We start from the raw sequence: 25,400 nt of genomic DNA, 5'->3' as shown, positions 1-25,400 counted from the left end.
TGTTAGGCTCTTTCTAAAATTACATAAAAACATTTGTTAATAAAATTTTGACATCTTATTTTTCGTTTTACAAAAAACGTCTACTTTTGTTTTAATGAGAATGGAACACTACATAAAAGAATTATTATACCGCTACGAATGCGTTGTTATACCTGGTTTTGGAGGTTTTTTAACCCAAAGAAAATCGGCTTATTTAGACATTCAAAATCAGCAATTTATAGCACCTTCTAAAAGCATTTCTTTTAACCGACAGTTAATTGAGAATGACGGAATTTTAGCTAACTATATCGCTAAAGCGGAAAATATTAGCTATCAACAAGCGGTAGATAAAATCAATTTATTTGTAGAACAACTTTCTAGTTCTCTGGCTAAACACAAAGAAATAAAGTTACCTGAAATAGGTACTTTCTATCAAAAAGATGACAAAATATTATTCTTTGTTAATGACAGCCAAAATTTCTTATTAGATTCTTTTGGGCTACAAAGCACGAAAGCTAATTCCGTTAAGGAAAAAGCATCAAAAATTTTACCTCAACAAGAAGAAATTACTACGGCTCCTATAAAAGAAATTTCTTTACAAGAAGCTATTGTAAAACGAAGTACTTCTAGCTATGCATTTGCAAAATATGCTGCTGTAGGAGTTATTGCTCTAGGTGTTGCTGGCTTATTTGGCGCTAATTGGTACAGCCAAAATGTAACCGAACATAACTTGGTAGAACAACAAAAAGCCACCAAAAAAGTAGAACAGCAAATACAAGAAGCTACTTTTGTCATTAACAATCCCCTACCAGAAATTGTATTTAAGGTAAAAACCGAAATAGGGAATTATCATATTGTTGCAGGAGCTTTTAGAGAAAAAGAAAATGCAGCAAAAAAAGTAACTCAGTTGAAAGCCGAAGGTTTCTCTCCAAGAGAAATTGGTGCTAACAAATATGGTTTACATCAAGTAGTTTATGGCAGTTTTGAAACTCGAGAAGAAGCCTTAGCAAAACTTCGCGAAATTAAAAAATCAAACAATCCTGGAGCTTGGTTGCTAGTTAAAGAACTTTAATCTCTTTTTAACATTCATAAGCTTATCTTTGCACAAAAAAAGAAGATGGAGCCAAAACATCCTAAAGATTCAAAAACTATACTTACCGATTTAGTCTTACCTAGTGAGACCAATCCTCTAAATAATCTTTTCGGGGGAGAGTTACTTGCAAGAATGGATAGAGCTGCGAGTATTGCTGCAAGAAGACATAGCCGAAGAATTGTGGTTACTGCCTCTGTGAATCATGTAGCATTTAAAAAAACAATTCCGTTAGGAAGTGTAGTTACCGTAGAAGCCAATATTTCACGATCTTTTAAAAGCTCTATGGAGGTAATTATAGATGTATGGATTGAAGATCGCGAAAGCGGAATTCGATCTAAAGCCAATGATGCTATTTATACTTTTGTTGCAGTAGACGATAGCGGTTTACCCGTTCCTGTTCCTCCTTTAGAGCCAGAAACCGCTGTAGAAAAGGAAAGATACGATGCCGCATTACGTAGAAAGCAACTTAGTTTGGTCTTGGCAGGAAAAATGAAACCTCAAGAAGCAACCGAGCTAAAAGCGCTTTTCGAAAATTAACTTCCTAAAAAAATCATAGTTTCTAAATAAAACCTTAACAACCAACAGCTTCCTCTTAAATTAAAGCCAAAGTTGTTTTTGAGTTACATCTAAACGCTGTTTTATTTTTAATTTAACTGTAGAAAATATTTCCGATTTCTCGGATGTATTATTCTTTACCTAATTAAATATAAAATTTCGTTTAGTAATGCTTCATATTTCAAGTTTTTCAGAAGAATCTATACAAAAGATCTTAGCAACTCTTGAAGAATCCTCTGAGGTAAATTGTGAACTTCCAGGAGGAGGGTGGATGCATATAGAAGACAACCTCCCCTATCTCATTGTCTATCGCCAAGTGAATGAAGATACCGGAATCAAAAAAATGATAAACAGTGGCGGTGCTTATCTTATTATCGGGAAAAAAGATTTTCAGGGCTATCAAAAATTATTAAAAGCTTTATCACATCAACTTTCTACCAAATTTGGCTCCTACATGCTCTTCGAAATGTATCTAGGAGATTTAGAAAGTAAAACTTTTTATATAAAAGGACCTGCGAAAAGAATCTCTACTACTTTAGAAATTCTCAAAAAGGAGCTTACCAAATCTTCTGGTTTGTCTTCAGGAATTAATCTTTCTGCAGAAATTAAAAATTTAGAAAACCGTCAAGCGGAAGGGGTTGAACCCTTAATTTCTATTCAACACGCTAAAGATTCTGGTGCCTTATGGATAGGTTTAGAAATACCACCCATTTTTAGAGATAAAGAATATCATTTATATCCATTATTTTTTAGGAAATTTAGAGATTTTCTTATCAACTCCGTTCAAAAAGCGGTGTATGATTTTATAAGAGTACAAACTAAAAATCCTATAAAGAGTTATTATGCTTTAGGAAGAAAAAGTTTAAAGCAAAAGGTTTTTGAAATCGATAAAGAACTGGCAGAGATTGAGAAGTCTTTTCAGTTTTTATGGTTGGTTTCTCCTGTAAATATTCAAAATATAAAACAAACTTTCTTTGAAAGTAAGTACGAGAAAGTTTTAGACTATCATTATCGTCTTCTTCCTATAGATCCAGATATTTTAAAAAGAAAGCTATACAATCTAAAAATCGAAGACATTAATGACCCTGCTATGTCTTATATCTTTCATGAAAAAAGAGAGGAATTAGATCAGCAAATTACGATGCTTAATGAAAGGGGTAGTAAAAATTTTTTCTATAACAGCATCCGACTTTATAAAGGAATAGACAACGAAATTTGCGAACAAGCAGAACTAATATTACAAGACGTTTCCGAAAAGGAAAAAACCAAAGATAAAGATAACTGCAACGCTACTTATTTTAGAGATTTAGCACTTCAAGAGTTTTCACATTACATGAAGCAAGATGAAAATTTTAAATGTAAAGTTCATTTAAGAGACGATGTCAATATTATGATGGTTTCTCAAGGAGAGTTATATATTCCTAGTGATTATAAAATGAGCATGACAGAAGCTGAAGCATTAATTCAGCACGAGGTTGGCACGCACGCGCTTACTTTTTATAATGGTCAACAACAACCTTTACAGCAATTAAGTGTTGGATTAGCCGATTATGATACCTTACAAGAAGGACTCGCCGTAATGTCTGAATATTTAATTGGAGGCCTTACTGCTAATCGACTACGAACCTTGGCAGGAAGAGTAGTTGCAGGAAAAGCTCTAATGGATGGAGGAGATTTTCAACAAATATTTAGATTGCTTACTCAAGAAAAAGGCTTTTCTCCCGAAAGTGCTTTTAATATCACTTCGAGGATTATGCAAGGCGGAGGATTCATAAAAGATATAATTTACTTGAAAGGATTAGTGCTTTTACGCAATTACCTACAAAAAGGTGGAGATTATGAACCATTGCTAGCTGGTAAATTCAGCTTAAAACATTTAGATGTCGTGAAAGAGTTAACTGAAAGACAAGTTCTAAATCCACCAAAATTACGCCCTAGTTATTTAACTAGTGATATAGCAAAAGAGAGATTACAACTAATTAGAGAAGGCCTGCCCATCTCACAAATGATCAACCCATGAAAATATGTTTTGTATTAAATAACGTAGACGAAGAGAACTACAACAGTTCTGTGGTACTTATGCACAATGCTCATCAACGAGGTCATACCGTAATGATGATGGATGTGGGTGATTTTAATTTCACACATAACGAGCCTTTAAATATTCACGTGCTTCAAGTACCTAAATCCGTGAAAACTAAATCGGCTAAAAAGTTTATTGAAGATATTAAAAAAGCGAAGCTCAAGAAAAAGAAAATCTCTTCTAAAAATGTAGATGTTCTTTTCATTAGAAATAACCCTACTGAAGAAGTAGAAAGGCAGTGGGCAGAACACGCTGGTGTGGCTTTTGGAAAAATGATGCAACAAGAAGGAGTTTTAGTACTCAATGATGCTTATGCACTATCTCATGCTTTTATAGATAAACTTTACTTTGAAGAACTTCCGTCAAGTATAAAACCCGATTCTGTCATTACCCGCAAGAAAGAAGATATTTTAGAATTCTTTGAAAAGCAAAACAAAAAGATGGTGCTTAAACCCTTGGAGGGTTCGGGTGGAAGAGATGTTTATCTTATTGATGAAAATGAAAAAAACCTCAACCAAATTATCGAAACCTTATTAAATCAAGGTTATGTAATTGGACAAGAATATCTACCCGATGTAAAAGACGGTGATGTGAGAATTTTACTAATGAACGGTAGACTTATTGAACGCGACGGTAAACACTCTATGATTAGAAGAAAAATGGGAGAGGGTGAATTTAGAAGTAATTTTAATCAAGGAGCAACGGCAGAAGCAGTTGAGCTTACCGATGATTTTAAAAAGATTATTGAGGTGGTTGCACCAAAATTAATTCAAGATGGTTTGTTCTTTGTTGGTCTAGATGTGGTTAAAGACAAGTTGATAGAAATTAATGTTTTAAGTCCGGGGGGGTTAGATTATTTCCATCAAATAGATTATCCCGATTTTGGCGATGAAATTATCGATGCAATAGAGAGAAAGCTAGAATATAAAGAAATGTATGGTCATCACTTTTCTAACAGGGTTTTGGCTACTATGGAATAATTTTTAGAAAAGAGAAAAATGAAAGAGAACGTAGCAAGAATATTAGGAGAATATACATCTGGCAATAAAGGCCCCTTATTATTTATAAGTGCAGGAATTCATGGGAATGAACCCAGCGGAGTTATTGCTCTCCAAAAAGTGTTTAAAGAATTAGAAAAAACCCAACCTCACATTAACGGAACCCTTGTCGGAATTTCTGGAAACCATAAAGCACTTAATGAAAATCAACGTTATATAGATGAAGATCTTAACCGGGTATGGACCGAAGAAAACATCGAAAAAGGGAAAGCTGAAAGTCACGAAGAAAAAGAGATGTACGAGATTATTGAAGTACTAAAAAAATATCCTGAAGCAAGTTTTACCAAGCGCTATTTTATGGATTGTCACACCACTTCTTCTGATAGTCTCCCTTACCTTTCTGTACAAGAAGTAAACGATAACGATGCGTGGTCGCGTAACTTCCCAACTTATATCGTAAGAGGATTTAGCGACATAATTACTGGCGATTTTGATCATTACCTAAGTAGAACTGGTCTTACTGGCTTTGTTTTTGAAGCTGGTCAACACGAAAGCAAATCTTCTGTAGAAAACCAAGAAGGGATGATTTGGCTTTGTTTAAAAGAAGCCTGTGACTTAGATTTAAGCCTTATTTCTTGCTACCCCGATTGTGTCGAAAATTTTAAAACCAAAAATGCACCCGCACAAAAAGTTTTTGATATTGAATACCGTCACGGATTAGAAGATAACGACGATTTTAAAATGCAACCTGGTTTTCAAAATTTTCAAGAAATAAAAAAGGGGGAATTGCTTGCCATTCAAAACGGTAAAGAAATTAAAAGTCAGTGGAACGCAAGAATTTTTATGCCTTTGTATCAAGCGCAAGGGAATGATGGTTTTTTTGTAATTAAAGAAGTGAAAGATTGAGGTTTTTAAAATCCTTTTAAAGAAATTTGTGGCTTAAAATTTTAAGTCTTGGCCACAACTCCAAAAGTATCTTTTAAAGAAATAAACAAAATTGCAATTCCAGCTATTATTGCAGGAATAGCAGAACCGCTTATTTCTTTAACCGATATCGCAGTAATCGGAAATGTAGAAAAAAACTCTATTGAAGCTTTGGCTGCTGCCGGAATTGTAGGCTCCTTCTTATCGGCTATTATTTGGATTGTCGCACAAACCAAAACCGCTATTTCTTCCATTATTTCTCAACATTTGGGAGCCAATAGAATTCACGCCGTAAAGACTTTAATACCACAGGCCATTCTTTTTAATTTGTTTTTGAGTCTCGTTATTTACGGACTTACAGCCTTTTTTGCTGAAGCTATTTTTAGTGCTTACAACGCCGATGGATTAATACTTCAATACACGCAAGAATATTACACCATTAGGGCTCTTGGCTATCCACTCACCTTAGTCACTTTTGCTATTTTCGGAATTTTTCGTGGGCTTCAAAATACACTTTGGGCCATGAAATGTAGTTTGGCAGGCGCAGCCGTAAATGTTGGACTAGATTTTTTACTGGTCTATGGCGTTGAAGATTATATTCCTCCTCTGCATTTAGCTGGAGCCGCTTACGCGAGTCTTGCTGCACAAGCTACCATGCTTATTGTGGCTTTGTATTACTTCTTTAAAAAAACACCCTTCCATTTAAAGCTGAGTTTCAATATTAACCCTCAAATGAAACCACTTCTTATTATGGCGGCTAATCTGTTCGTAAGAACGGCTGCACTCAATTTTGCCATTTATTTAGCAAATGCTTACGCTACAGATTATGGTAAAAACTATATTGCTGCGCAAAGTATTTTGATGAACATTTGGCTCTTCTTTTCCTTTTTTATTGATGGTTATGCTAATGCAGGGAACGCTATAAGTGGAAGACTTCTAGGAGCAAAAGATTATACCAGACTATGGAATTTAAGTAAAGACATTTGCAAGTATGCGGTGTTTATCGCTTTTATTTTAATGGGAATTTGTGGTTTATTTTACGATGAAATCGGACTTATTTTTAACAAAGAAGAAAGTGTATTGGTTTTATTCTCTTCAGTATTTTGGTTAGTACTTTTGATGCAACCTATAAACGCCATTGCTTTTATGTTCGACGGTATTTTTAAAGGCTTGGGAGAAGCTAAATACCTTCGCAATGTTTTATTGGCAGCCACTTTTTTAGGTTTTACACCTACGCTTTTGTTGGCAGACTATTTTGGATTAAAGCTCTATGCCATTTGGCTTGGTTTTTTGGTTTGGATGCTCATCCGCAGCAGCGCATTGGTTATTCAGTTTAGAAGAAAATATTTGAATTAAAACATCAAGGTTTATGCAAGATCAACACAAAGCTTATCTCTACGCTGTCATTTCTGTTCTGTTATGGGCAACTGTGGCTTCTGCGATGAAAATTAGCTTAGCATATCTCGATTTTTTACAATTGCTCTTTCTTTCTGTTTCGGTTTCTTTAGTGGTACTTTTTATCGTCATAGTAGCTCAAGGAAAATTGAAAAATGTGTTTAAACTTCCTTTAAAAGCTTACTTAAAATCTGCTGTTTTTGGACTCATAAATCCCTTTCTTTACTATATCGTTTTATTTAAAGCTTATGATTTATTGCCTGCTCAAGAAGCCCAGCCTTTAAATTATACGTGGCCTATTATGATGACGCTTTTGTCTATTCCCATTTTAAAGCAAAAGATAAATATTCAAAATTTTTTAGCGATTCTCATTAGCTTTTTGGGTGTTCTCACCATTTCTACACGAGGTAATTTACTAGGTTTCTCTTTTAGCAACCCTTACGGAGCTATTTTAGGAATTGCTTCTGCTGTAATTTGGGCGCTGTTTTGGATTTACAACATCAAAGATAAACGAGATGAAATTAGCAAGCTCTTTCTCAATTTCCTTTTCGGAATCGTTTACATTAGTATTGCCCTAGCTGCTTTTTCGAGTTTCCCTACTTTTTCCGCTAAGCATTATATGGGTGCTGTTTATGTAGGATTGTTTGAAATGGGAGTTACTTTTATTATTTGGTCTATGGCTTTAAAAAAATCGACACACACAGCTAAAGTAAGTCGGTTAATCTACCTTGTCCCATTTTTATCTTTAATCGTTATTTACTTTACGGTTGGCGAAAGTATCCAAAGCTCAACCCTTATAGGTTTAGGATTAATCGTTGGCGGATTAATTTTTGATAACATTAATTTTATACGTCTTATGGAAAAAGTGTTGAAGAGAAAGAAAACCAAAATCTAAAAACTTCTATTTATAATATTAATTTCAGTTTAACATCTGTCTATTTAAAATTGCTTTAAAAAGTCGTAATTTTAAGGTATGAATAGAAACGATGTTAGTAGTGGTTTTATTTTTAAAACCTACAAAAAACCATATCAATCTCCTTTTGAAGTTCTTTTTGAGGTTTTTAAAGAATTAATTACCCACACGTCTGGAGATTTTGAGGAAGCTATAGATTGGCTTCGTCAACTCGATAAGGAATATGAATTAACCACTCCAGATTATAGTATCGAAGACTTTATTGAAGATCTTAAAGCAAAAGGCTACATTCAAGAACGTGTAAAACCTGATGGTAAAAACGGAATTGAAATTACTTCAAAAACCGAAAAAGCGATACGACAACGTGCATTAAAACAAATTTTTGGGAAAATGCGTAAAGGCGCCTCGGGTAACCATAAAACAAAACATACAGGAAATACCCAGGATTCTACAGGAGATTTTAGGAATTATCAATATGGAGATGCGCTAGATAAAATCTCTATGACAGAGAGTTTGAGAAATGCACAAATTAATCATGGCTTAGACGATTTTCATTTAAGCGAAGATGATTTGGTGGTAGAAGAAAGCAATCATAAATCGCAAATGAGCACGGTATTAATGATCGATATAAGCCATAGTATGATTTTGTATGGTGAAGACCGTATTACTCCTGCCAAAAAAGTGGCGATGGCCTTAGCGGAATTAATTCTTACTCAATATCCCAAAGACTCCTTAGATGTAATCGTTTTTGGAAATGATGCTTGGCCTATTAAAATTAAAGATTTGCCTTATCTACAAGTAGGTCCGTTTCATACCAATACCGTTGCCGGATTACAATTGGCGATGGATATTTTAAGAAGAAAACGAAATGCCAATAAACAAATTTTTATGATTACCGATGGTAAACCCAGTTGCTTGCGCTTACCCGATGGTACATATTACAAAAACTCTATGGGCTTAGATGAATATATTACCCAACGCTGCTATAATATGGCAGCACAAGCCAGAAAATTAAATATTCCTATCACTACATTTATGATAGCATCAGACCCTTATTTACAACAATTTGTAGATGAATTTTCTGCTTCCAACCAAGGAAAAGCTTATTACACTGGACTTTCGGGATTAGGAGAGATGATTTTTGAAGATTATGAAGCGAATAGAAAAAAGAGAATACGGTAAATAATAGGTTTTGACTTCGTTCAGCCTAAAGAGAAAAAGAGTAAATATTAATGCGCAAGGGATTGAGCGATTGTTGAAGCTCTTTTTAAAATGTTGTGAGAGCAATATTTTAAAAAAGCGACTCGTGAAAGCCCGACCCGCAGGGTTGCGCCCAAAGAAATATAAAAATGAATCTAATTGAAATAAAAACATTTGGCGAGTTAAAAAATACAGGATACCAAAGTAAAAGTATCAAAGAAGAACTTCGCCAAAATCTTATTGATAAAATAAAGCATAAAGAACAAGTTTTTGAAGGAATTCACGGCTATGAAAAAACAGTAATTCCAGAATTGGAACGTGCAATTCTATCTAAACATAACATTAATCTTTTAGGATTAAGAGGACAAGCAAAGACAAGACTTGCGCGTTTAATGCTTCAGTTATTAGATGAATATATACCTGTGGTTAAAGGTTCAGAAATTAATGATGATCCTTTTCATCCTATTTCTAGGTTTGCACAAGAGACTTTAAATGAAATGGGAGATGATACTCCGTTGAGTTGGTTGCACAGAGACGATCGTTTTGCTGAAAAATTAGCAACGCCAGATGTCACTGTAGCCGATTTGATTGGGGATGTAGATCCTATTAAAGCTGCTAATTTAAAATTGAGTTATGCCGATGATCGTGTTATTCATTTTGGGATGATACCACGCGCAAACCGCTGTATTTTTGTAATTAACGAGTTACCCGATTTACAAGCGAGAATACAAGTGGCTCTTTTTAATATTTTACAAGAAGGAGACATCCAAATACGTGGTTTTAAATTAAGAATGCCGCTAGATCTTCAGTTTATCTTTACTGCAAACCCTGAAGACTACACCAATCGAGGAAGCATTGTTACGCCTCTTAAAGATAGGATTGGATCTCAAATTCTAACTCACTATCCTAAAGATATAGAAACGGCTAAAAAAATTACAGCACAAGAAGCAAAACTAGAAGAGAATCAAAATACCCGAGTAAGTGTTCCTGAAATTGCTAAAGATGTATTAGAACAAATTAGTTTTGAGGCGAGAAAAAGTGAATATGTAGATGCAAAAAGTGGGATTAGTGCAAGAATGAGTATCACTGCTTTTCAAAACTTATTGAGTACGGCAGAACGTAGAGCAATAATAGCTAATGATGAGCATACGCAACTTCGATTAAGTGATTTTACAGGAATAATCCCTGCGATCACTGGGAAAATAGAATTGGTATATGAAGGTGAACAAGAAGGAGCCGATTTTGTTGCCAAAGAATTAATAACCGAAGCTGTAAAAACGTTATTCACTACTTACTTCCCAAAAATTGAAAAGCTTCAAAAGCAAGACGAAGAAACGCCTTATGATGATTTACTTAATTGGTTTTTTAATCAGGAAGGGGTAGCAATAACGTCAGATTTGAGTGATGAAGAATACCAGCAAACCTTACTAAGAATTACTCCCTTACCTCAACTTGTAAAAAAATACGTTCCCGATGTAACTGAAAATGATCAATTTTTTATGATGGAGATGGTATTGTGGGGATTAGCTGCCTATCAAAAACTAAGTAAGCACGAGTTTTCTGAAGGTACGCAGTTTCAAGACCTATATGGTAATTTTATCAATAACTTATAAGGGTTAAAGCTAAGCTAAAACGCATGGTCTTGTAATTCATTTTTTCTAACTTTAAGAAAAATACAAGACCATGCTTCAACAAATTCATATACCTAACGAAGAAAAAACAGATACGAATCAGCAATTTGGTTGGTATACTTTAGGAGACTTTATAGCTGCCAATTGGTTTTATATTACGGCAGTTGTTGTTATTGCTTTAATTGTTCTTATGTATTCTAAGAGATTGAAACAAGAACGTTTAAAAAGGCAAGAAGAAGCTCGACAAAATGCTAACGAGTCTTCAACCAACCGGTAATACTTAAACGTTGATCGTTGGTTACCTTTTTTACTTCGTGTTCTAAAACCTGACTTTCAAAAATTACAACTCTACCAGGCATAGGATAAATCACTTCTTCGCTGCCATCGGTCTTATAAATAACCAATTCCCCACCGTTGGTAGTTAACCAATTCTCTTCATTTAAGTAGCAAACAATCGACAGTTTTCTACGAGAATCATTTTGAAATGTATCTAGATGTCTTTTATAAAACGTTCCTGTAGGATATACCGCATAATGAAACTCTTTATGTAAAATTCCCATAAAGCAAGTTTTATTTAGGTAAGCTACAAGGTTATTTATTTTTGTAAAAAAAATACTTTCTGCCCGATCTGCCTTTTGTTCATCTATCCATAAAATAAAATCACCTCGTATGGCTTTTTCAATTACCTCATTCGTTCGGTTTCCTATGGCAGATTTTTTAAATTGGTCTTCTTCAAACTTCTGTAAAGTCGCTGTGCGTAGAATTTCTATTTCCGAGGCATCGAAAAATGTATCAATGATACTGTATTGATCTTTTAATAAGTCTTCAATTATTTTTTCAAATTTTAGATTTACTTCAAAATCTACTTGCTCAAAAAGTTCGGTATTTAACATTCAAATATTTATAAAATAGCCCGGCAATATTAGTCCTTTTTTTTGATTGTATAGTTTTAAGAAAATCAGAAAAATTAAAATTTAATTCAACTCAAGTTTAATCCTTAACTTTGCAGCACAAATAAAATTTTTACTAGTGGAAATATTACAATTTTTAAGCGGCCCAGGACTTTTCTTAATTTTAGGTATAGCAGTAGTTGCAGTGGTTCTTTATAATAAATTCAAGAGATAATGAGTCAAATTCGCCTTACCAAACAATTTAATTTTGAAACCGGTCACGCCCTTTATGGTTACGACGGTAAATGTAAAAACGTACACGGTCATAGCTATAAACTTAACGTTACAGTGATAGGACAACCTATTAACGACCGTAACCACGTAAAAAACGGAATGGTGATCGATTTTAGCGATCTAAAAAAAATTGTGAAAGAAGAAATTGTAGACCAATTTGATCACGCTACGGTACTCAATAAAACCACGCCGCATATAGAACTGGCAGAAGAACTGATAAAGAGAGATCATAATGTTATTTTGGTTGATTATCAACCCACAAGCGAGCAAATGATCATCGATTTTGCCGAAAAAATTAAAGCAAGACTTCCTAAAGAAATACAATTACACAGCTTAAAACTTCAAGAAACTGAAACTAGTTTTGCCGAGTGGTTTGCGAGTGATAATTAGGGCGTTTCCCTGCGGGTCGGGCTTTACATTGCAATCTTTAAAAGTTTTCTTCAAAAACTCTTAAAGGATTTTCATTTCAATCCCTAACGCAAAAAAAAATCTTCTTAGAAATAAGTATATTTGATTTCTACAATGAAAACCATGCAGATTCCTCCAGGTAAAAAAGTTTATTTTTCAAGTGATAATCACTTAGGCGCTCCTACGCAAGAATTAAGTAAACCCAGAGAGAAAAAATTTGTGCAATGGTTAGATGAGATTAAAGAAGATGCAGCAGCAATTTTTTTATTAGGAGATCTATTCGATTTTTGGTTTGAATATAAACACGTAGTCCCCAAAGGATTTGTACGTGTTTTAGGAAAATTAGCCGAAATCCGCGACAGCGGAATCCCTATTTACTTTTTTGTTGGTAACCATGATCTTTGGATGAACTCTTATTTTGAAGACGAATTAAATATTCCTGTCTTTCACCAACCCAAAGAATTTATTTTCAATAACAAAACCTTTCTCATAGGTCACGGCGATGGTCTAGGTCCGGGAGACAAAGGCTACAAACGAATGAAAAAGGTGTTTACCAATCCCTTTTCTAAATGGTTGTACCGTTGGTTTCATCCAGATTTGGGGGTACCTTTAGCTCAACATCTTTCTGTCAAAAATAAACTGATCTCTGGCGATGACGATGCCAAATTCTTAGGAGAAGAAAACGAGTGGTTGGTACAATATGCTAAGCGAAAATTAGAAAGTAAACATTACGATTATTTTGTTTTTGGACACCGACATTTACCTATGAGTATAGAAGTAGGAAAAAACTCTACTTATCACAATCTTGGAGATTGGATTAATTATTACACCTATGGAGTTTTTAATGGAGATACATTTGAGTTAAAGGAATATTAATTAGCGCAAACTTCTAAATATTTTTTGAGGTCTAATTGAAATAATGTTGCTCCTAACAAGGTATTAATTTCTTCTAATTCTATTTTACTAACCGCCAATTCAATTTTTGAAGATGGCGTTTTTAGAAGAATAGACTTGCAATTTTTTGGTGTCTTGCATTGTGAACAACAGCCTTGTTCTACCGCTTCGATTACATTTTTTTGAAATAACTTTACCTCTTCTACGCTAAGAAAAAAACCCGTGTCTCTAAATACCACTTGTAACTTATCTTTTTTTGATTTCCAAAAAAAAGAAATTCCGAATTGGGTTTTGTGTATGATATCTATTTCTTCCATGCTTATCTTTTATATCAAAGATAAACTTATTTAGAATAATTCTAAACTAAAAAAGCGTTTTATTTTTCCTGTTTTTTAGCAATCTCTTTTCCAAGAAAATAAGCTCCTAAAAGCGGTATCAATACAAAAGCCGTATAGTTTTGCCACCAACCTAAAGAATAAGCTAAAATGGCAAAGCCTGTTAAAAAAATGATGGCTAATAAATCTAAGTAATATTTATTCAAGTTGATAGTTGTTTAAAATGCTATATAATTAATCTTTGAGTTTTCTTTAATTTCTAAAATTTTAGAAGTAAAGATATCTACTAAAATAATTCTATTCCAGTTATAGAATTCAAATTTATCACTGGAAGAGATATCCCTCAAGTCTAAATCATTCGCTCCAGATGCACCAGCACATATAATTAACCAATTACTCTCAAATTTTGAAAACCATTTTGATGCTAATTGACTTTTACTTTTAACTATATAATTAATGTATTCTTCTTTAGTGTCTTCATAATTTGAAGTTACGCTTTTATTAATTATAGTACTATGATTCGTTTTAAGGATAATTACTCTTCTAATATTTGGAGTTGGGTTAATAATTTGCCTTTCATTAATATGGTTTTTGATTTCTTCTTCTAAGCTTTTAGCTTCCTCAATAAATTTCAACTGATTTATTACTAAATGACTATAATGTATATTAATACTATACCCTTCAGGGTATCTCTCTTTAATTCTCTTTCTTACAATTTTATGTAAACGATTTACATAAACTTCACTCCTTTTTAAAATAGAGCCAGTATCGGAATAGTCTGAATAAAAATCTGTGATTTCACATCCAATTTTATAATTATTTCTAGTTAAAATAAAATCTGGCGATTCTGTACTTTCTATCTCAAACTTTTCTTCTAGTTGATCAAGATATTTATCGAGAAATAATCTTTCCTTTTCCTTCTTTCCTAACATTGACCTATCGAATATCTTTTAGTTTTAATTGCAAACTAACATTTCCATTCCATTCATTCTCGTCAACTGAATAAACAGCATCAAAAGGCTCTTTGTTAGCTACAGTTTTTAATTTTTTTCCTAAATTAAAACCTATTGCTCCTAGCATTTCTTGGTTAGGAAGTTGCTGCACACAACATTTTAAATGATCATTTTCTTGACCTACGGCTTTTGCATAACCCGTATCTGTAAGGTTGGTCGTTAGAAAAGTAGGAGCCATATTCCCAGGTCCAAAAGGAGCAAATTGTTTGAGGATTCTATAAAATTTAGGAGTGATCTCTGTTAAAGATAATGCTGCATCTATTTTAATTTCGGGCGTAAGAAGACGAGTTTCTATGCTTGCCGCAACTACTTCTTCAAATTTTTGTTTAAAGTTTTCATATTGGTTTTCGTGCAGTGTTAAACCCGCAGCATATCTATGTCCGCCAAATTGCTCTATATATTCTTGGCAAGCTTCTAAAGCATTATAAACATCAAAACCTTTAACGGATCTTGCCGAAGCTGCTAATTTTTCACCGCTTTTAGTAAAAACCAACGTTGGTCTGTAATACGTTTCGGTAAGACGGGAAGCCACAATCCCAATAACTCCTTTATGCCAATCTTCTTGATAAACTACGGTAGTATATCTATCTTCTTCCTTATGATCTAAAATTTGTTGCAAAGCCAACTCTGTAATACTTCTGTCCTCTTCCCTTCTTTCTTTATTGTACTGCTCTATTTCTTGTGCAAAAAGTTGAGCTTGCTCCTCATTCTCTTCGGTAAGTAATTCTACAGCGTGTAAACCGTGTTTCATTCTTCCGGCAGCATTTATTCTGGGAGCGATGATAAAGACTACATCTGTAATAGTTAACGTTGTTTTTTTTATCTGATTGATAATCGCCTTGAATCCATTCCGCGGAAGCGTATTTATGACATGTAAACCGTGATAGGCTAATATTCTATTTTCTCCTGTTATAGGGACTATATCGGCTCCGATTGCAGTTGCCACTAAATCTAAATATGGTATTAAACTTTGTACTGTATTTCCTTTATCTTGCTCTAATGCTTGTATAAGTTTAAACCCTACACCGCAACCGCAAAGTTCTTTATAAGGATAATTACAATCTTCTCGTTTAGGGTCTAAAACGGCTATTGCCAAGGGAATTTGATTTCCTGGCCTGTGGTGATCACAAATAATAAAATCTATCCCTTTTTCTTTAGCATAAGCTACCTTTTCTATGGCTTTAATCCCACAATCTAAAGCTACAATTAGGGTTATTCCATTATCGTGCGCATAATCTATTCCCGCATAAGAAACGCCATATCCTTCTTTATAGCGATCGGGAATATAGGTAGTGACGAAATTGGTTTGTGTTCTTAAATAAGAGCTCATTAGTGCTACGCTAGTAGTCCCATCTACATCATAATCGCCATAAACCATGATGAATTCTTCTTCGTGTACAGCTTCCTGAATTCTTTTAACCGCTACATCCATATCTTTCATAAGAAATGGGTCGTGTAAATCTTCTAGCTGCGGCCGAAAAAATTTCTTAGCTTGTTCAAAAGTTTCAATGCCTCGCTGGACTAACAAAAAGGCAATAGCTTCTTCTACTCCCAAGCTTTTTTGAAGTTGTGCTACTTTTTCTTGATCTGGTTTTGGGGCAAGCGTCCAACGCATTTTGAGTATTTTAATATTTATTAAGAGTAAAGTTACAAAAGTATAGCGCTACAAGTAAGAATATGGCTTACACTTTATAATATTAGGTTCTAGTTTTTTTGTCTCAAAAGAAGTTTATTACATTTGAAAAAAACCTAAACCTATTTTATGCCCGCTAGACCTATTCAATTTAAGCAACGTAATTTATTAAAGATTTTTGGTTTTGTTTTGTTAGGGCTTATCTTACTAGTCGGCGGATTAATAGGCTATTTTATTTCTCAAGATTTCATCTATTTCTATCTCGTGGCTGCAGCTAATATTATATTAGCTTACATTTTCTTTACTTCCAGAATTAAAAAGAATCAAGTCATATTCGATCCTGTTTTTGTAAAATTTAAACTCACCCAAAAAGAGAGTAAGAAAATAAAAACCGATTTAATAGAAAAAGCAATTCTCACCGATGATCATTTAGAGGTGACACTAAAAGGTCGTGAAGATTTAAAAATTGATCTTAAAGAATACAGTAAGGAAGATCAGGTTTATTTTGAAAAACTTCTCAACTCATTTCAATAATGACATAAACCCTACTTTACATTTGGTCATTAAAACTTACTTTAAAATAATCATTTCTTTAAATCTATTAAAGATTTTTGAAACATTTAATAATTAATTTGGTCTTTAGAATATAGTAAGTAACTATAAACTAATTCATTAATCAAAATTAATTCATTATGAGAAAATTATTTTTTACACTAGCCACGATGAGTTTGGTAGTAGCATCTAGTTATGCAACAGCTCTAGAAAATCATGAACCTTCCGTTTCTATTTCGATTTACGAAATGAACGAGAATAACGAAACTTTAAGCTCTTTTTGTAAAGCAATCGTAAAAGGAGATCTAAAAATGGTACAGCAACTTATTGATTTAGGAGAAGATATCAACCAAAAATCTTTAGGAAAAACACCAGCAATGTATGCTGCAAGATATAATAAAGTAGAGATCCTAACGCTTCTTATTGAAAATGGAGCAGATCTTTCTATGCGCTCTAGCAAAGAAAGATATACTGCCAAAAAATTCGCTGAACTTTCTAATGCAAAAGAATCATTAATGCTTTTAGAAAAATCTTCTAAGTAATAATATTCTTATTAAATGTAAAATAAGGTGGCTTGCAGCCACCTTATTTTTTTCCTTCTACAATAATTACAATTTCACCTTTAGGAGGTTTTTGAGTATAATACTCTAATACTTTTTGTACCTCACCTCGCTGGGTTTCTTCGTGCAACTTACTTATTTCTCTTGAAACAGAAATCTGCCGTTCCCCTCCAAAATATTCTTTAAAATGTTGAAGCGTTTTTAAGAGTTTATGCGGAGATTCATAAAAAATCATGGTTCGAGTTTCTTCCGCTAAGAGTTGAAGCCGAGTTTGTCTTCCTTTTTTTACGGGCAAAAAACCTTCAAATACAAATTTGTCGTTGGGCAAACCACTATTCACTAAAGCAGGAACAAAAGCGGTAGCTCCCGGCAAGCAATCTACTTCTAAACCTTCTTCAACACAAGCACGTGTTAACAAAAAACCCGGATCTGAAATTGCTGGTGTACCTGCATCGCTTATTAATGCCACATTTTCTCCTTGTTTTAGTCTATTTACAATCATCTCTAAAGTTTTATGCTCATTGTGCATATGATGACTGTACATTTGTGTAGAAACTTCAAAATGTTTTAAAAGTTTTCCGCTGGTTCGTGTGTCTTCGGCTAAAATAAAATCAACTTCTTTTAAAACTCGAATGGCTCTAAAAGTCATATCTTCTAAATTACCGATAGGTGTAGGAACAATAAATAATTTTCCCATTAAGCATATTTATTTTCGATAGCTTGAAGAAATCTATTTTCATAAACCTCTTTATTCTCCCAATGATTATAGTCTGGTTTTACGACTTCATTTATAAATCTCTCTGCTTCAGGGTAGCTCTCTATAGTATTTAATTGAGAAAGCACTCTGTTGTAGTCTGATGCATCTCCATCAAAAAGATGTTTGATATAGCTTAGTCGATCATTAAGTCCTATTTGAATTCCTTTTTTCAAACGATCATTTAATGATTTTTTCTTGTCAGAATGTTTGCTATTAAAGTCTTCTTTGCGTTCAAACTCTGGCATAATTCCAAAGAGATTTTGCTGTTCTTCCGTTAATAAATCCTCATCTTTCGCTTTTTCTATATCGTTTTTAACTTCTTTTTCTTCAAACTGAGGTTCTTCTGTAGAGGTTATTTCGTGAGCAATTTTATTCTCCTTCTTCTCAACTTTCTTTTCGGAAGGCCTTTCAAATTGAGGTAAATCATCATAATGAACACCTCCTAAATTTCTAAATTCGTCTTTTTTATCTTCCTCTTTTTGAGGTAAGATGTTCTCTAACACCTCATCTACCTTCTGAGTTTCTGGGGGCATAGAGGCTACGATATCTTTAATTTTTTCGGTATTGGGTTCTGTAATGGCTTGGGTGTTATGTTCTGTCCCATCAGGCCTAGCATCATCTTTAATAGAAGTGTTATCCTCTTTCTTTGATTTTGATGGAGCTACAATTTCTTCCGTTAAGGTTTTTTCAATATTTTTTCTACCAATAGTGGGTTGCGGTCCATCAAAATACTTTTCGGTAAAAGAAAGCACCGAAAGTTTTTCGTACAATACACCAGTTACTGCTTTAAGTTCATGAACATCTGCTTTATTTTTTAATTGCAAAATTCTATGAGCTATACTCATAAGCTCTGCTTCTAGGGTCTTCTTCATAACTTTATGATTTACTTTGCTACTGCAGCTTTATTTTTAGTAAATTTATCTCAACTTTACTCTAACAGGAATTTTCCTGTTGAATGCTGAAAATTACAAAATGTTTCTCGAAAATACCGTAAATCACGAAGAGCAATTTGGATGGATTGAAGTAATTTGTGGAAGTATGTTCTCAGGAAAAACTGAAGAACTTATTCGCAGGTTAAAACGAGCCCAGTTTGCCAAACAAAAAGTAGAAATTTTTAAACCCGCTATCGATACGCGCTACGATGATGAGATGGTAATTTCTCACGATGCTAACGAAATTAGGTCTACACCCGTTCCTGCCGCTGCTAACATTAGACTTTTAGCAGATGGTTGCGATGTTGTGGGCATTGATGAAGCTCAATTTTTCGATGATGAGATTGTCAGCGTTTGCAACGATTTGGCAAATAAAGGAATTCGAGTAGTGGTTGCTGGTTTAGATATGGACTTTAAAGGCAATCCTTTTGGACCTATGCCTAATCTTATGGCCACTGCAGAGTATGTGACAAAAGTACACGCTGTTTGCACACGAACGGGAAATTTAGCCCAATACAGCTTTAGAAAAGCAGCCAGTAAAGATTTAGTACTTTTAGGAGAAACCGAAGAATATGAACCTTTAAGTAGGGCTGCCTACTACAAAGCTATGCTCGATCAAAAGGTGAGAAAAATGGATATTGAAATAAAAGAGATTTTACCTAAAGAAGAAAGAAAACTATGAAAGCTTCAGAAACTGTTCTCGAAATAGATCTTAAAGCTTTAGAACATAATTACCGCTACCTTGCTTCTAAAGTAAATAGCCAAGTAAAAAAACTAGCGGTGATCAAAGCTTTTGCGTATGGGAGTGACTCTGTAGCTTTAGCAAAAAGATTAGAGAAGTTAGAAGTAGATTATTTTGCAGTTGCATACACCAAAGAAGGAGTTGCATTGAGAAATGGAGGGATTACCAAACCTATTTTAGTGCTTCATCCACAGTCTGCCCATTTTCAAGAAATTATAGACCGTTGTCTTACTCCGAGTATTTATAGTGATTTTGTACTTACTCATTTTATCGCTTCCGCGGAAGCAAACCATCAACAGCTTTATCCTATTCACTTAAAATTGAATACAGGTTTAAACCGACTTGGTTTTGACCCTGATGAAGCCCCGTTAATCATTGAAAAGTTGCAACAGACTTCTAGTATAAAAGTAGACGGGATTTTTTCTCATCTAGCAGCAAGTGAAGATCCAAAAGAAAAAGAATTTACTACCTCTCAAATAAGCACATTTAAAAAAGTGAGTGAAGATATCATCGCAGGTATTGGTTATCAACCACTAAAACATTTATGTAATACCAGCGGAATTTTAAATTATCCCGAAGCTCATTTTGATATGGTAAGAACAGGGATCGGACTTTATGGCTACGGAAATTCAGATGAAATTGATAAACAGCTTATTCCTGTAGGAACCCTAAAAACGATTATTTCTCAAATTCATCATATTAAAAAAGGCGAAAGTGTAGGTTATAACCGAAAGTTTAGGGCCGAAAAAGATACCAAAACAGCTACCTTGCCTTTAGGTCACGCCGATGGCATCAATAGAATTTACGGAAAACAAAAAACAAATGTTTCTATAAACGGACATCTAGCGCCCATCATTGGAAATGTATGTATGGATATGATTATGATAGATATTTCGGGAATTGACTGTAAAGAAGGTGATGAGGTCATCCTTTTCGGAAAAGAAAAAAGCGCCGAAGAATTTGCTCATAATGCCGGAACCATCTCTTATGAACTGATAACCTCTGTCTCTCAACGAGTAAAAAGAAAAATTATAGAATAATTTTAAAATTTATTCTATATTTAATTATACTAACCAAACAAAAATAAATTATGGGGTTCTTTAGTGACTTTAAAAAATTCTTAATGAAGGGCGATATCGTTGCTCTTGCTACAGCAGTTGTTATTGGCGCTGCTTTTAAAACAATTGTAGATTCTTTTGTAAAAGATGTCATCACTCCTATCATAGGAATGTTAACAGGTGGAATAGATTTCACCAAAAAATTTATCTCCTTAGATGGCGTAACTTATGAAAGCTTAGAAGCGGCAAGAGAAGCAAAAGCTGCTGTAATTACTTACGGTAACTTAATACAAGCCATTATTAACTTTATTATTGTTGGTCTTTTTATCTTCTTATTTTTAAAGTATTATGAAAAAGTAAAGAAAAAAGAAGATCCAAAACCAGTGGCAGCACCTGCAGGACCAACTCAAGAAGAATTGCTTATTCAAATTAGAGATGAGTTGAAAAGACAAAATACAACTTCATAAAGATAACGTAGTAACCGCTACACCATTCATTAAATAACTAAACCCCGAATTGTTGAAAAACAGTTCGGGGTCTTTTTTTGTATAATTTTTAATTGCACCCTGCTTCGAGTAGCTTTATAATTTTTTTATTGGGTTGAGAAACATTGAATAGCATTGCATTTTTTCTAAGCTTTTCAAATTTTAAATTTCCAGTATTGCTATTTAATTTTATAATATTATCACCACACCCAATACATATTTTATCATTAACTTCATAATTACCGTAATGATCAACAAAAACCAAATAATTACTGTTTTGGACAGCAAAATAAACTCCCAATGGACTCTTCTTCTTATAATTTTTCAGGTTACTTGAATCCACTTTAACTGTAACAAAGTATTTTAAACTGCCTTTTCCCTTCTTTACTCTGCAAATAGTTCCATAGGATTTTAATGGAAATTTTCTAAAAAAATTTTCCTGTATCTGATCTGATTTGTTATTGCACCTGTTTATAGCCAAAAAAAGAATGAAAAGTATTATTACAAAACTTATTATTGATAAAAATCTATTTCTAAAATTCATTATAAAAAATTACAAAATATAATCTTGATTTATTACTAAAAATTATGATTTCTTCTCATTACATTCTAAAAATGTAAAATCTATTCTTAAAATATATAATACCTTTGCAAAAACCACATTTTATAAATTTTAAACGTTTATAAAACTTAAACTCAACCCATGAAAATAGCCGTAGTTGGAGCCACCGGAATGGTGGGAAAAGTAATGCTAAAAGTTTTAGCAGAAAGAAATTTTCCGTTAACGGAATTAATTCCTGTTGCCTCAGAAAAATCTGTAGGAAAAGAAATAGATTTTAAAGGAAAGAAATATAAAGTAGTTAATCTTCAAACCGCTGTAGATTTACAGCCAGATATTGCACTATTTTCTGCAGGCGGAGATACTTCAAAAGAATGGGCTCCAAAATTTGCTGAAGCAGGAATTACCGTAATCGATAATTCATCTGCGTGGCGAATGGATCCTACCAAAAAACTAGTAGTTCCAGAAATTAACGCTAGCAGTTTAACCCAAGAAGATAAAATTATAGCCAACCCTAATTGCTCTACGATACAGTTGGTGTTAACTTTAAAACCATTGCACGATAAGTACAAAATTAAGCGTGTTATTGTTTCTACTTACCAATCTATTACAGGAACAGGAGTTAAAGCTGTACAACAGTTAGAAAATGAATATAAAGGTGAACAGGGAGAAATGGCTTACCCTTACCCTATTCACCGCAATGCTATTCCTCATTGTGATGTTTTCTTAGAAAATGATTACACTAAGGAAGAGATGAAACTCACCCACGAAACTAAAAAAATTCTTAACGATAATTCCGTTTTAGTTTCCGCTACAGCGGTAAGAATTCCAGTAGTAGGCGGTCACAGCGAATCGGTGAATATCGAGTTTGAAAATGACTTTGAAATTACCGATGTTAAAAAGCTTTTAAGCGAAACTCCAGGTATTACCTTACAAGATAATCCTGGTGTAAACACCTACCCTATGCCGATTTATGCTGAAGGAAAAAATGATGTTTTTGTAGGTAGAGTAAGAAAAGATCATTCTCATGCTAAAGCATTACAGCTATGGATAGTTGCCGATAACTTAAGAAAAGGTGCAGCGACCAATGCTATACAAATTGCAGAATATTTAATAGAAAATAAATTGCGTTAATATACGTCTAAAATTTTGACTTCTTTTTCACGGAAAGTAAAAACATCACCTTTTTGCTTTCCGTTTAATAGTTGAGCCATCGGCGAATTAATTCCTATGGCATAAAATTTCTCTTTATCGATATTGACTTCTCCTACAGGAATCGCTACAAAATAATTAGCAGCATTTGTGATTACAATACTCCCCAATTGAATTGCTGTAGATGCTTTTTGAAGCTGCGGCAAACTTAAAATTCCTTTCAGTTTTTTAAACTCTTTTAGTTGCCGTTCTAATTGAGAAATTTCTGCATTGATCATTTCTCTAGAAGTCTCATATTTATCGCCTGCGCTACTTTTAGTTTCGTTACCTAAATCGTGCTCTAAATCTCGAACCGATGCCTCTAAACGCAATATTCGTTCATTTACATACGTATGACAAGATCTTAAAAGTTCTTCTCTCACTTTCACTTTTTCTTTTCTTCTACATTAAATTTTAACGGACCGTAATAACCCATTTGTTTTGTGATCCAAGCTTTTCTAGATTGAATATATCCCGATGGCGGATTCGCTTTATAACTTAACGGATTAGGTAAGATCGCTGCAATCGCTGCCGCTTGTGACGCCGTTAATTGATTCGCAGATTTTTTAAACCAATAGATAGAAGCAGCTTCGGCGCCATAAACACCATTTCCCATTTCTATACTATTAAGGTATACTTCTAAAATACGCTCTTTACTCCAAAGGGTTTCAATTAAAAAGGTGAAATACACTTCTAAACCTTTTCTCACCCAATTTCTACCAGGCCATAGAAAGACATTTTTAGCAGTTTGTTGGCTTATCGTACTGGCGCCACGTAAACGTTTTCCCTTTTTATTATTTTCGATAGCTTCTTCTATGGCTTTTATATCAAAACCATTATGTTTTATAAAGTTTTGATCTTCACTGCAAATCACCGCTTTTTGTAAATTAACTGAAATATTTTCTAGAGGTTCCCAATCGTGTTTCCAAAAATTTCTATTTTCTGAAGGAGCTTCTATATATCTTATCACCATTAAAGGCGTTATAGGAACAGGAACCCATTTGTAAACTACCACCCATAAAATAGTGAGTCCAAAAAACCATAAAATAAGTTTCCCTATAAATCGTAAAAATCTTTTCATATGCTATGAAGATAAATTAGCTAATTCTTTTCCCACTAAACTACCTATTGCAACACCCATTCCGCCAAGTCGAACCCCGCAGAAAACCTTTGGAGATAACTTTTCTAGGATAGGTTTTTTTTTATTACCCACACCCATTATTCCGCTCCAACGCTGATCGATTTCAAAGAACGTTTGAGGTAAAATAACATCTTTCAGCAATTCTTCTAGCTTTCGCTGAATTAATGCTGTTTGTGTCATTTGTGTGGTTTCTTCTGCTTTCATATCAAGATTTCTACCTCCGCCTAACAAAATGCGATTGTCGATATTTCTAAAATAATAATAGCCTTCTTCTAAATGAAAAGTTCCTTGTATGTGAAGGTTTTTAATCGGTTTCGTAATCAAAACCTGTGCCCTAGCAGGTTTAACCTCATCTATGTTTAATTTCTTTGCAAAGCCATTGGTAGCAATACATAGTTTTTGAGTTTCTAATTCAAAATTATTAGTCATTACCTTAACGGAATTTTGATTCTCTTCATACTTTAAGACCTCAACTCCGTTTAAAATTTGAATGTTTGCATGATGAACTTTGTGCATTAATGCTTGCATCATTTTACCGGTATCAAGTTGTCCTTCAAACTTGTTAAATATGAGCTGCTGCTGAATTTTCTTAAAGCCAAAATTATTATCTACTACACTAAATACTTCCTCTTTAAAAATAGGAAATAACAACTCATTCAATGTTTTTAATTGAGACTCACAGGATTTAAATAAGGTTTTATTTTCTTCCGTAAAGAGTTCGTAACCGCCGTGGGTTTTAAATTGTAGAGCTTTATCACCAATGGTTTCTCTTAAAATTTGAAGGCCTTCTACCCTCCTATTTACCAAAGCGAGCATTTCTTCTTTGGTGTGAATTTTTAAATCGTCTAACAATTCTGATGTGCTTCCAAAACAAGCAAAGCCAGCATTTTTGGTACTGGCACCGTTAGGTAAAAGATTACGTTCTAGAATGAGAATTTTTGCTTTAGGATGGTTTTTTCTTAATTGCAAAGCACAATTTAAACCCGTAATACCGCTACCAATAATGGTGAAGTCTATATGTTTAAACCACGTAGTTTTTTCCCAATAGGAGAAATTCATTCCTTTTTTTTATCTAAAGTAAGGAAGTTTTTTGCGTTAGGGATAGAAGCGGCATCCTTTTTTGCGTGGAACACCTAAAAAGATATAGCGAATAGCCCGACCTTTAGGTAACGCCATAAAAAAGAA

29 protein-coding genes are annotated in these 25,400 nt (G+C 33.7%); 18 read left to right on the top strand and 11 right to left on the bottom strand.

Annotated features, from left to right (window positions below; all coding sequences use genetic code 11):
- Positions 1–100 precede the first annotated feature (100 nt).
- The 10 genes from FT986_RS02090 (at position 101) to FT986_RS02045 (ending at position 11,048) form a co-directional block, all read left to right on the top strand.
- On the top strand, positions 101–1,051 hold the full coding sequence (locus FT986_RS02090) for an SPOR domain-containing protein (protein WP_255505882.1): 951 nt from the start codon (positions 101–103) through the stop codon (positions 1,049–1,051).
- Between the two features lie 45 nt (positions 1,052–1,096).
- Positions 1,097–1,609, top strand: a complete 513-nt coding sequence (locus FT986_RS02085) for an acyl-CoA thioesterase (RefSeq protein WP_147863603.1) — start codon at positions 1,097–1,099, stop codon at positions 1,607–1,609.
- 187 nt (positions 1,610–1,796) lie between these two features.
- On the top strand, positions 1,797–3,647 hold the full coding sequence (locus FT986_RS02080) for a flavohemoglobin expression-modulating QEGLA motif protein (RefSeq protein WP_147863602.1): 1,851 nt from the start codon (positions 1,797–1,799) through the stop codon (positions 3,645–3,647).
- Complete coding sequence (locus FT986_RS02075) at positions 3,644–4,690, top strand: glutathione synthetase (RefSeq protein ID WP_147863601.1); 1,047 nt, start codon at positions 3,644–3,646, stop codon at positions 4,688–4,690. The genes FT986_RS02080 and FT986_RS02075 overlap by 4 nt, the downstream gene beginning before the upstream one ends.
- Before the next feature lie 18 nt (positions 4,691–4,708).
- Positions 4,709–5,614 carry a succinylglutamate desuccinylase/aspartoacylase family protein gene (locus FT986_RS02070; RefSeq protein ID WP_147863600.1) on the top strand — a complete coding sequence of 302 codons (906 nt, stop codon included), beginning with the start codon at positions 4,709–4,711 and terminating at the stop codon, positions 5,612–5,614.
- A 48-nt stretch (positions 5,615–5,662) separates the two neighbouring features.
- On the top strand, positions 5,663–6,988 hold the full coding sequence (locus FT986_RS02065; RefSeq protein ID WP_147863599.1) for an MATE family efflux transporter: 1,326 nt from the start codon (positions 5,663–5,665) through the stop codon (positions 6,986–6,988).
- A gap of 13 nt (positions 6,989–7,001) precedes the next feature.
- Positions 7,002–7,922: a DMT family transporter gene (locus FT986_RS02060; RefSeq protein WP_147863598.1), complete on the top strand. Its 921-nt coding sequence runs from the start codon at positions 7,002–7,004 to the stop codon at positions 7,920–7,922.
- A gap of 78 nt (positions 7,923–8,000) precedes the next feature.
- Entirely contained in the window at positions 8,001–9,122 is a 1,122-nt protein-coding gene (locus tag FT986_RS02055; RefSeq protein WP_147863597.1) for a VWA domain-containing protein, read from the top strand.
- Positions 9,123–9,289: 167 nt separating this feature from the next.
- Complete coding sequence (locus FT986_RS02050; RefSeq protein ID WP_147863596.1) at positions 9,290–10,753, top strand: magnesium chelatase; 1,464 nt, start codon at positions 9,290–9,292, stop codon at positions 10,751–10,753.
- 70 nt (positions 10,754–10,823) lie between these two features.
- Positions 10,824–11,048 (top strand): hypothetical protein, encoded by a 225-nt coding sequence (locus tag FT986_RS02045; protein WP_147863595.1) that lies wholly within the window; start codon positions 10,824–10,826, stop codon positions 11,046–11,048.
- On the opposite strand, the gene FT986_RS02040 is transcribed toward FT986_RS02045, so the two are convergent.
- Positions 11,023–11,664, bottom strand: a complete 642-nt coding sequence (locus tag FT986_RS02040; protein WP_147863594.1) for a 2OG-Fe(II) oxygenase — start codon at positions 11,662–11,664, stop codon at positions 11,023–11,025. The two genes, FT986_RS02045 and FT986_RS02040, sit on opposite strands and share 26 nt — an antisense overlap.
- 231 nt (positions 11,665–11,895) lie before the next feature.
- Between FT986_RS02040 and FT986_RS02035 the strand changes: the two genes are divergently transcribed.
- Together FT986_RS02035 and FT986_RS02030 are read left to right on the top strand one after the other, a co-directional pair.
- A complete protein-coding gene (locus tag FT986_RS02035) occupies positions 11,896–12,345 on the top strand; it encodes a 6-carboxytetrahydropterin synthase (RefSeq protein ID WP_111539791.1) in 450 nt (149 codons plus the stop codon).
- Positions 12,346–12,486: 141 nt separating this feature from the next.
- Positions 12,487–13,239, top strand: a complete 753-nt coding sequence (locus tag FT986_RS02030; protein ID WP_147863929.1) for a UDP-2,3-diacylglucosamine diphosphatase — start codon at positions 12,487–12,489, stop codon at positions 13,237–13,239.
- On the opposite strand, the gene FT986_RS02025 is transcribed toward FT986_RS02030, so the two are convergent.
- From FT986_RS02025 to recJ, 4 genes are read right to left on the bottom strand one after another with little or no spacing between them, the layout of a single operon-like run.
- On the bottom strand, positions 13,236–13,574 hold the full coding sequence (locus FT986_RS02025; protein WP_147863593.1) for a hypothetical protein: 339 nt from the start codon (positions 13,572–13,574) through the stop codon (positions 13,236–13,238). The genes FT986_RS02030 and FT986_RS02025 overlap by 4 nt on opposite strands.
- Positions 13,575–13,633: 59 nt before the next feature.
- Positions 13,634–13,798 carry a hypothetical protein gene (locus FT986_RS15840; protein ID WP_187248552.1) on the bottom strand — a complete coding sequence of 55 codons (165 nt, stop codon included), beginning with the start codon at positions 13,796–13,798 and terminating at the stop codon, positions 13,634–13,636.
- Between the two features lie 12 nt (positions 13,799–13,810).
- Positions 13,811–14,524, bottom strand: coding sequence for a hypothetical protein (locus FT986_RS02020; RefSeq protein ID WP_147863592.1), 714 nt, complete (start codon positions 14,522–14,524; stop codon positions 13,811–13,813).
- Positions 14,525–14,528: 4 nt separating this feature from the next.
- A complete protein-coding gene (gene recJ, locus FT986_RS02015; RefSeq protein WP_147863591.1) occupies positions 14,529–16,220 on the bottom strand; it encodes a single-stranded-DNA-specific exonuclease RecJ in 1,692 nt (563 codons plus the stop codon).
- A 147-nt stretch (positions 16,221–16,367) separates the two neighbouring features.
- On the opposite strand from recJ, the gene FT986_RS02010 reads away from it, so the two are divergent.
- A complete protein-coding gene (locus tag FT986_RS02010; RefSeq protein ID WP_147863590.1) occupies positions 16,368–16,772 on the top strand; it encodes a hypothetical protein in 405 nt (134 codons plus the stop codon).
- Between the two features lie 158 nt (positions 16,773–16,930).
- The gene (locus tag FT986_RS02005; RefSeq protein ID WP_255505881.1) at positions 16,931–17,332 is read left to right on the top strand and encodes an ankyrin repeat domain-containing protein; all 402 of its coding nucleotides are present in this window, start codon (positions 16,931–16,933) and stop codon (positions 17,330–17,332) included.
- A gap of 43 nt (positions 17,333–17,375) precedes the next feature.
- Here the strand turns inward: FT986_RS02005 and rsmI are convergent, their stop codons facing one another.
- Together rsmI and FT986_RS01995 are read right to left on the bottom strand one after the other, a co-directional pair.
- Positions 17,376–18,047 (bottom strand): 16S rRNA (cytidine(1402)-2'-O)-methyltransferase, encoded by a 672-nt coding sequence (rsmI, locus tag FT986_RS02000; RefSeq protein WP_147863589.1) that lies wholly within the window; start codon positions 18,045–18,047, stop codon positions 17,376–17,378.
- Positions 18,047–18,979, bottom strand: a complete 933-nt coding sequence (locus FT986_RS01995) for a hypothetical protein (RefSeq protein ID WP_147863588.1) — start codon at positions 18,977–18,979, stop codon at positions 18,047–18,049. The genes rsmI and FT986_RS01995 overlap by 1 nt, the downstream gene beginning before the upstream one ends.
- 100 nt (positions 18,980–19,079) lie before the next feature.
- Here FT986_RS01995 and FT986_RS01990 point away from each other — a divergent pair, with 100 nt between their 5' ends.
- Genes FT986_RS01990 through mscL form a run of 3 tightly spaced genes read left to right on the top strand, consistent with a single transcriptional unit; the run spans position 19,080 to position 21,306 of the window.
- Positions 19,080–19,721, top strand: coding sequence for a thymidine kinase (locus FT986_RS01990; RefSeq protein WP_147863587.1), 642 nt, complete (start codon positions 19,080–19,082; stop codon positions 19,719–19,721).
- The gene (alr, locus tag FT986_RS01985) at positions 19,718–20,821 is read left to right on the top strand and encodes an alanine racemase (RefSeq protein WP_147863586.1); all 1,104 of its coding nucleotides are present in this window, start codon (positions 19,718–19,720) and stop codon (positions 20,819–20,821) included. Before FT986_RS01990 ends, alr begins: the two co-directional genes overlap by 4 nt.
- Positions 20,822–20,871: 50 nt before the next feature.
- Positions 20,872–21,306, top strand: a complete 435-nt coding sequence (mscL, locus tag FT986_RS01980) for a large conductance mechanosensitive channel protein MscL (protein ID WP_147863585.1) — start codon at positions 20,872–20,874, stop codon at positions 21,304–21,306.
- A gap of 88 nt (positions 21,307–21,394) precedes the next feature.
- On the opposite strand, the gene FT986_RS01975 is transcribed toward mscL, so the two are convergent.
- Positions 21,395–21,868 (bottom strand): hypothetical protein, encoded by a 474-nt coding sequence (locus tag FT986_RS01975; protein ID WP_147863584.1) that lies wholly within the window; start codon positions 21,866–21,868, stop codon positions 21,395–21,397.
- Between the two features lie 159 nt (positions 21,869–22,027).
- Between FT986_RS01975 and FT986_RS01970 the strand changes: the two genes are divergently transcribed.
- The gene (locus FT986_RS01970; protein WP_147863583.1) at positions 22,028–23,017 is read left to right on the top strand and encodes an aspartate-semialdehyde dehydrogenase; all 990 of its coding nucleotides are present in this window, start codon (positions 22,028–22,030) and stop codon (positions 23,015–23,017) included.
- Here the strand turns inward: FT986_RS01970 and FT986_RS01965 are convergent.
- Genes FT986_RS01965 through FT986_RS01955 form a run of 3 tightly spaced genes read right to left on the bottom strand, consistent with a single transcriptional unit; the run spans position 23,014 to position 25,274 of the window.
- Entirely contained in the window at positions 23,014–23,457 is a 444-nt protein-coding gene (locus FT986_RS01965) for a transcription elongation factor (protein WP_147863582.1), read from the bottom strand. The two genes, FT986_RS01970 and FT986_RS01965, sit on opposite strands and share 4 nt — an antisense overlap.
- Before the next feature lie 2 nt (positions 23,458–23,459).
- A complete protein-coding gene (gene mtgA / locus FT986_RS01960; protein ID WP_147863581.1) occupies positions 23,460–24,155 on the bottom strand; it encodes a monofunctional biosynthetic peptidoglycan transglycosylase in 696 nt (231 codons plus the stop codon).
- A 3-nt stretch (positions 24,156–24,158) separates the two neighbouring features.
- A complete protein-coding gene (locus tag FT986_RS01955) occupies positions 24,159–25,274 on the bottom strand; it encodes an FAD-binding oxidoreductase (protein WP_147863580.1) in 1,116 nt (371 codons plus the stop codon).
- Positions 25,275–25,400 lie beyond the last annotated feature (126 nt).

This window comes from Mesonia sp. K4-1, assembly GCF_008017825.1.
Lineage (GTDB): Bacteria > Bacteroidota > Bacteroidia > Flavobacteriales > Flavobacteriaceae > Mesonia.
The sequence above is the reverse complement of the archived record's forward strand: the minus strand, read 5'-3'. Positions and strand labels throughout refer to the sequence as shown.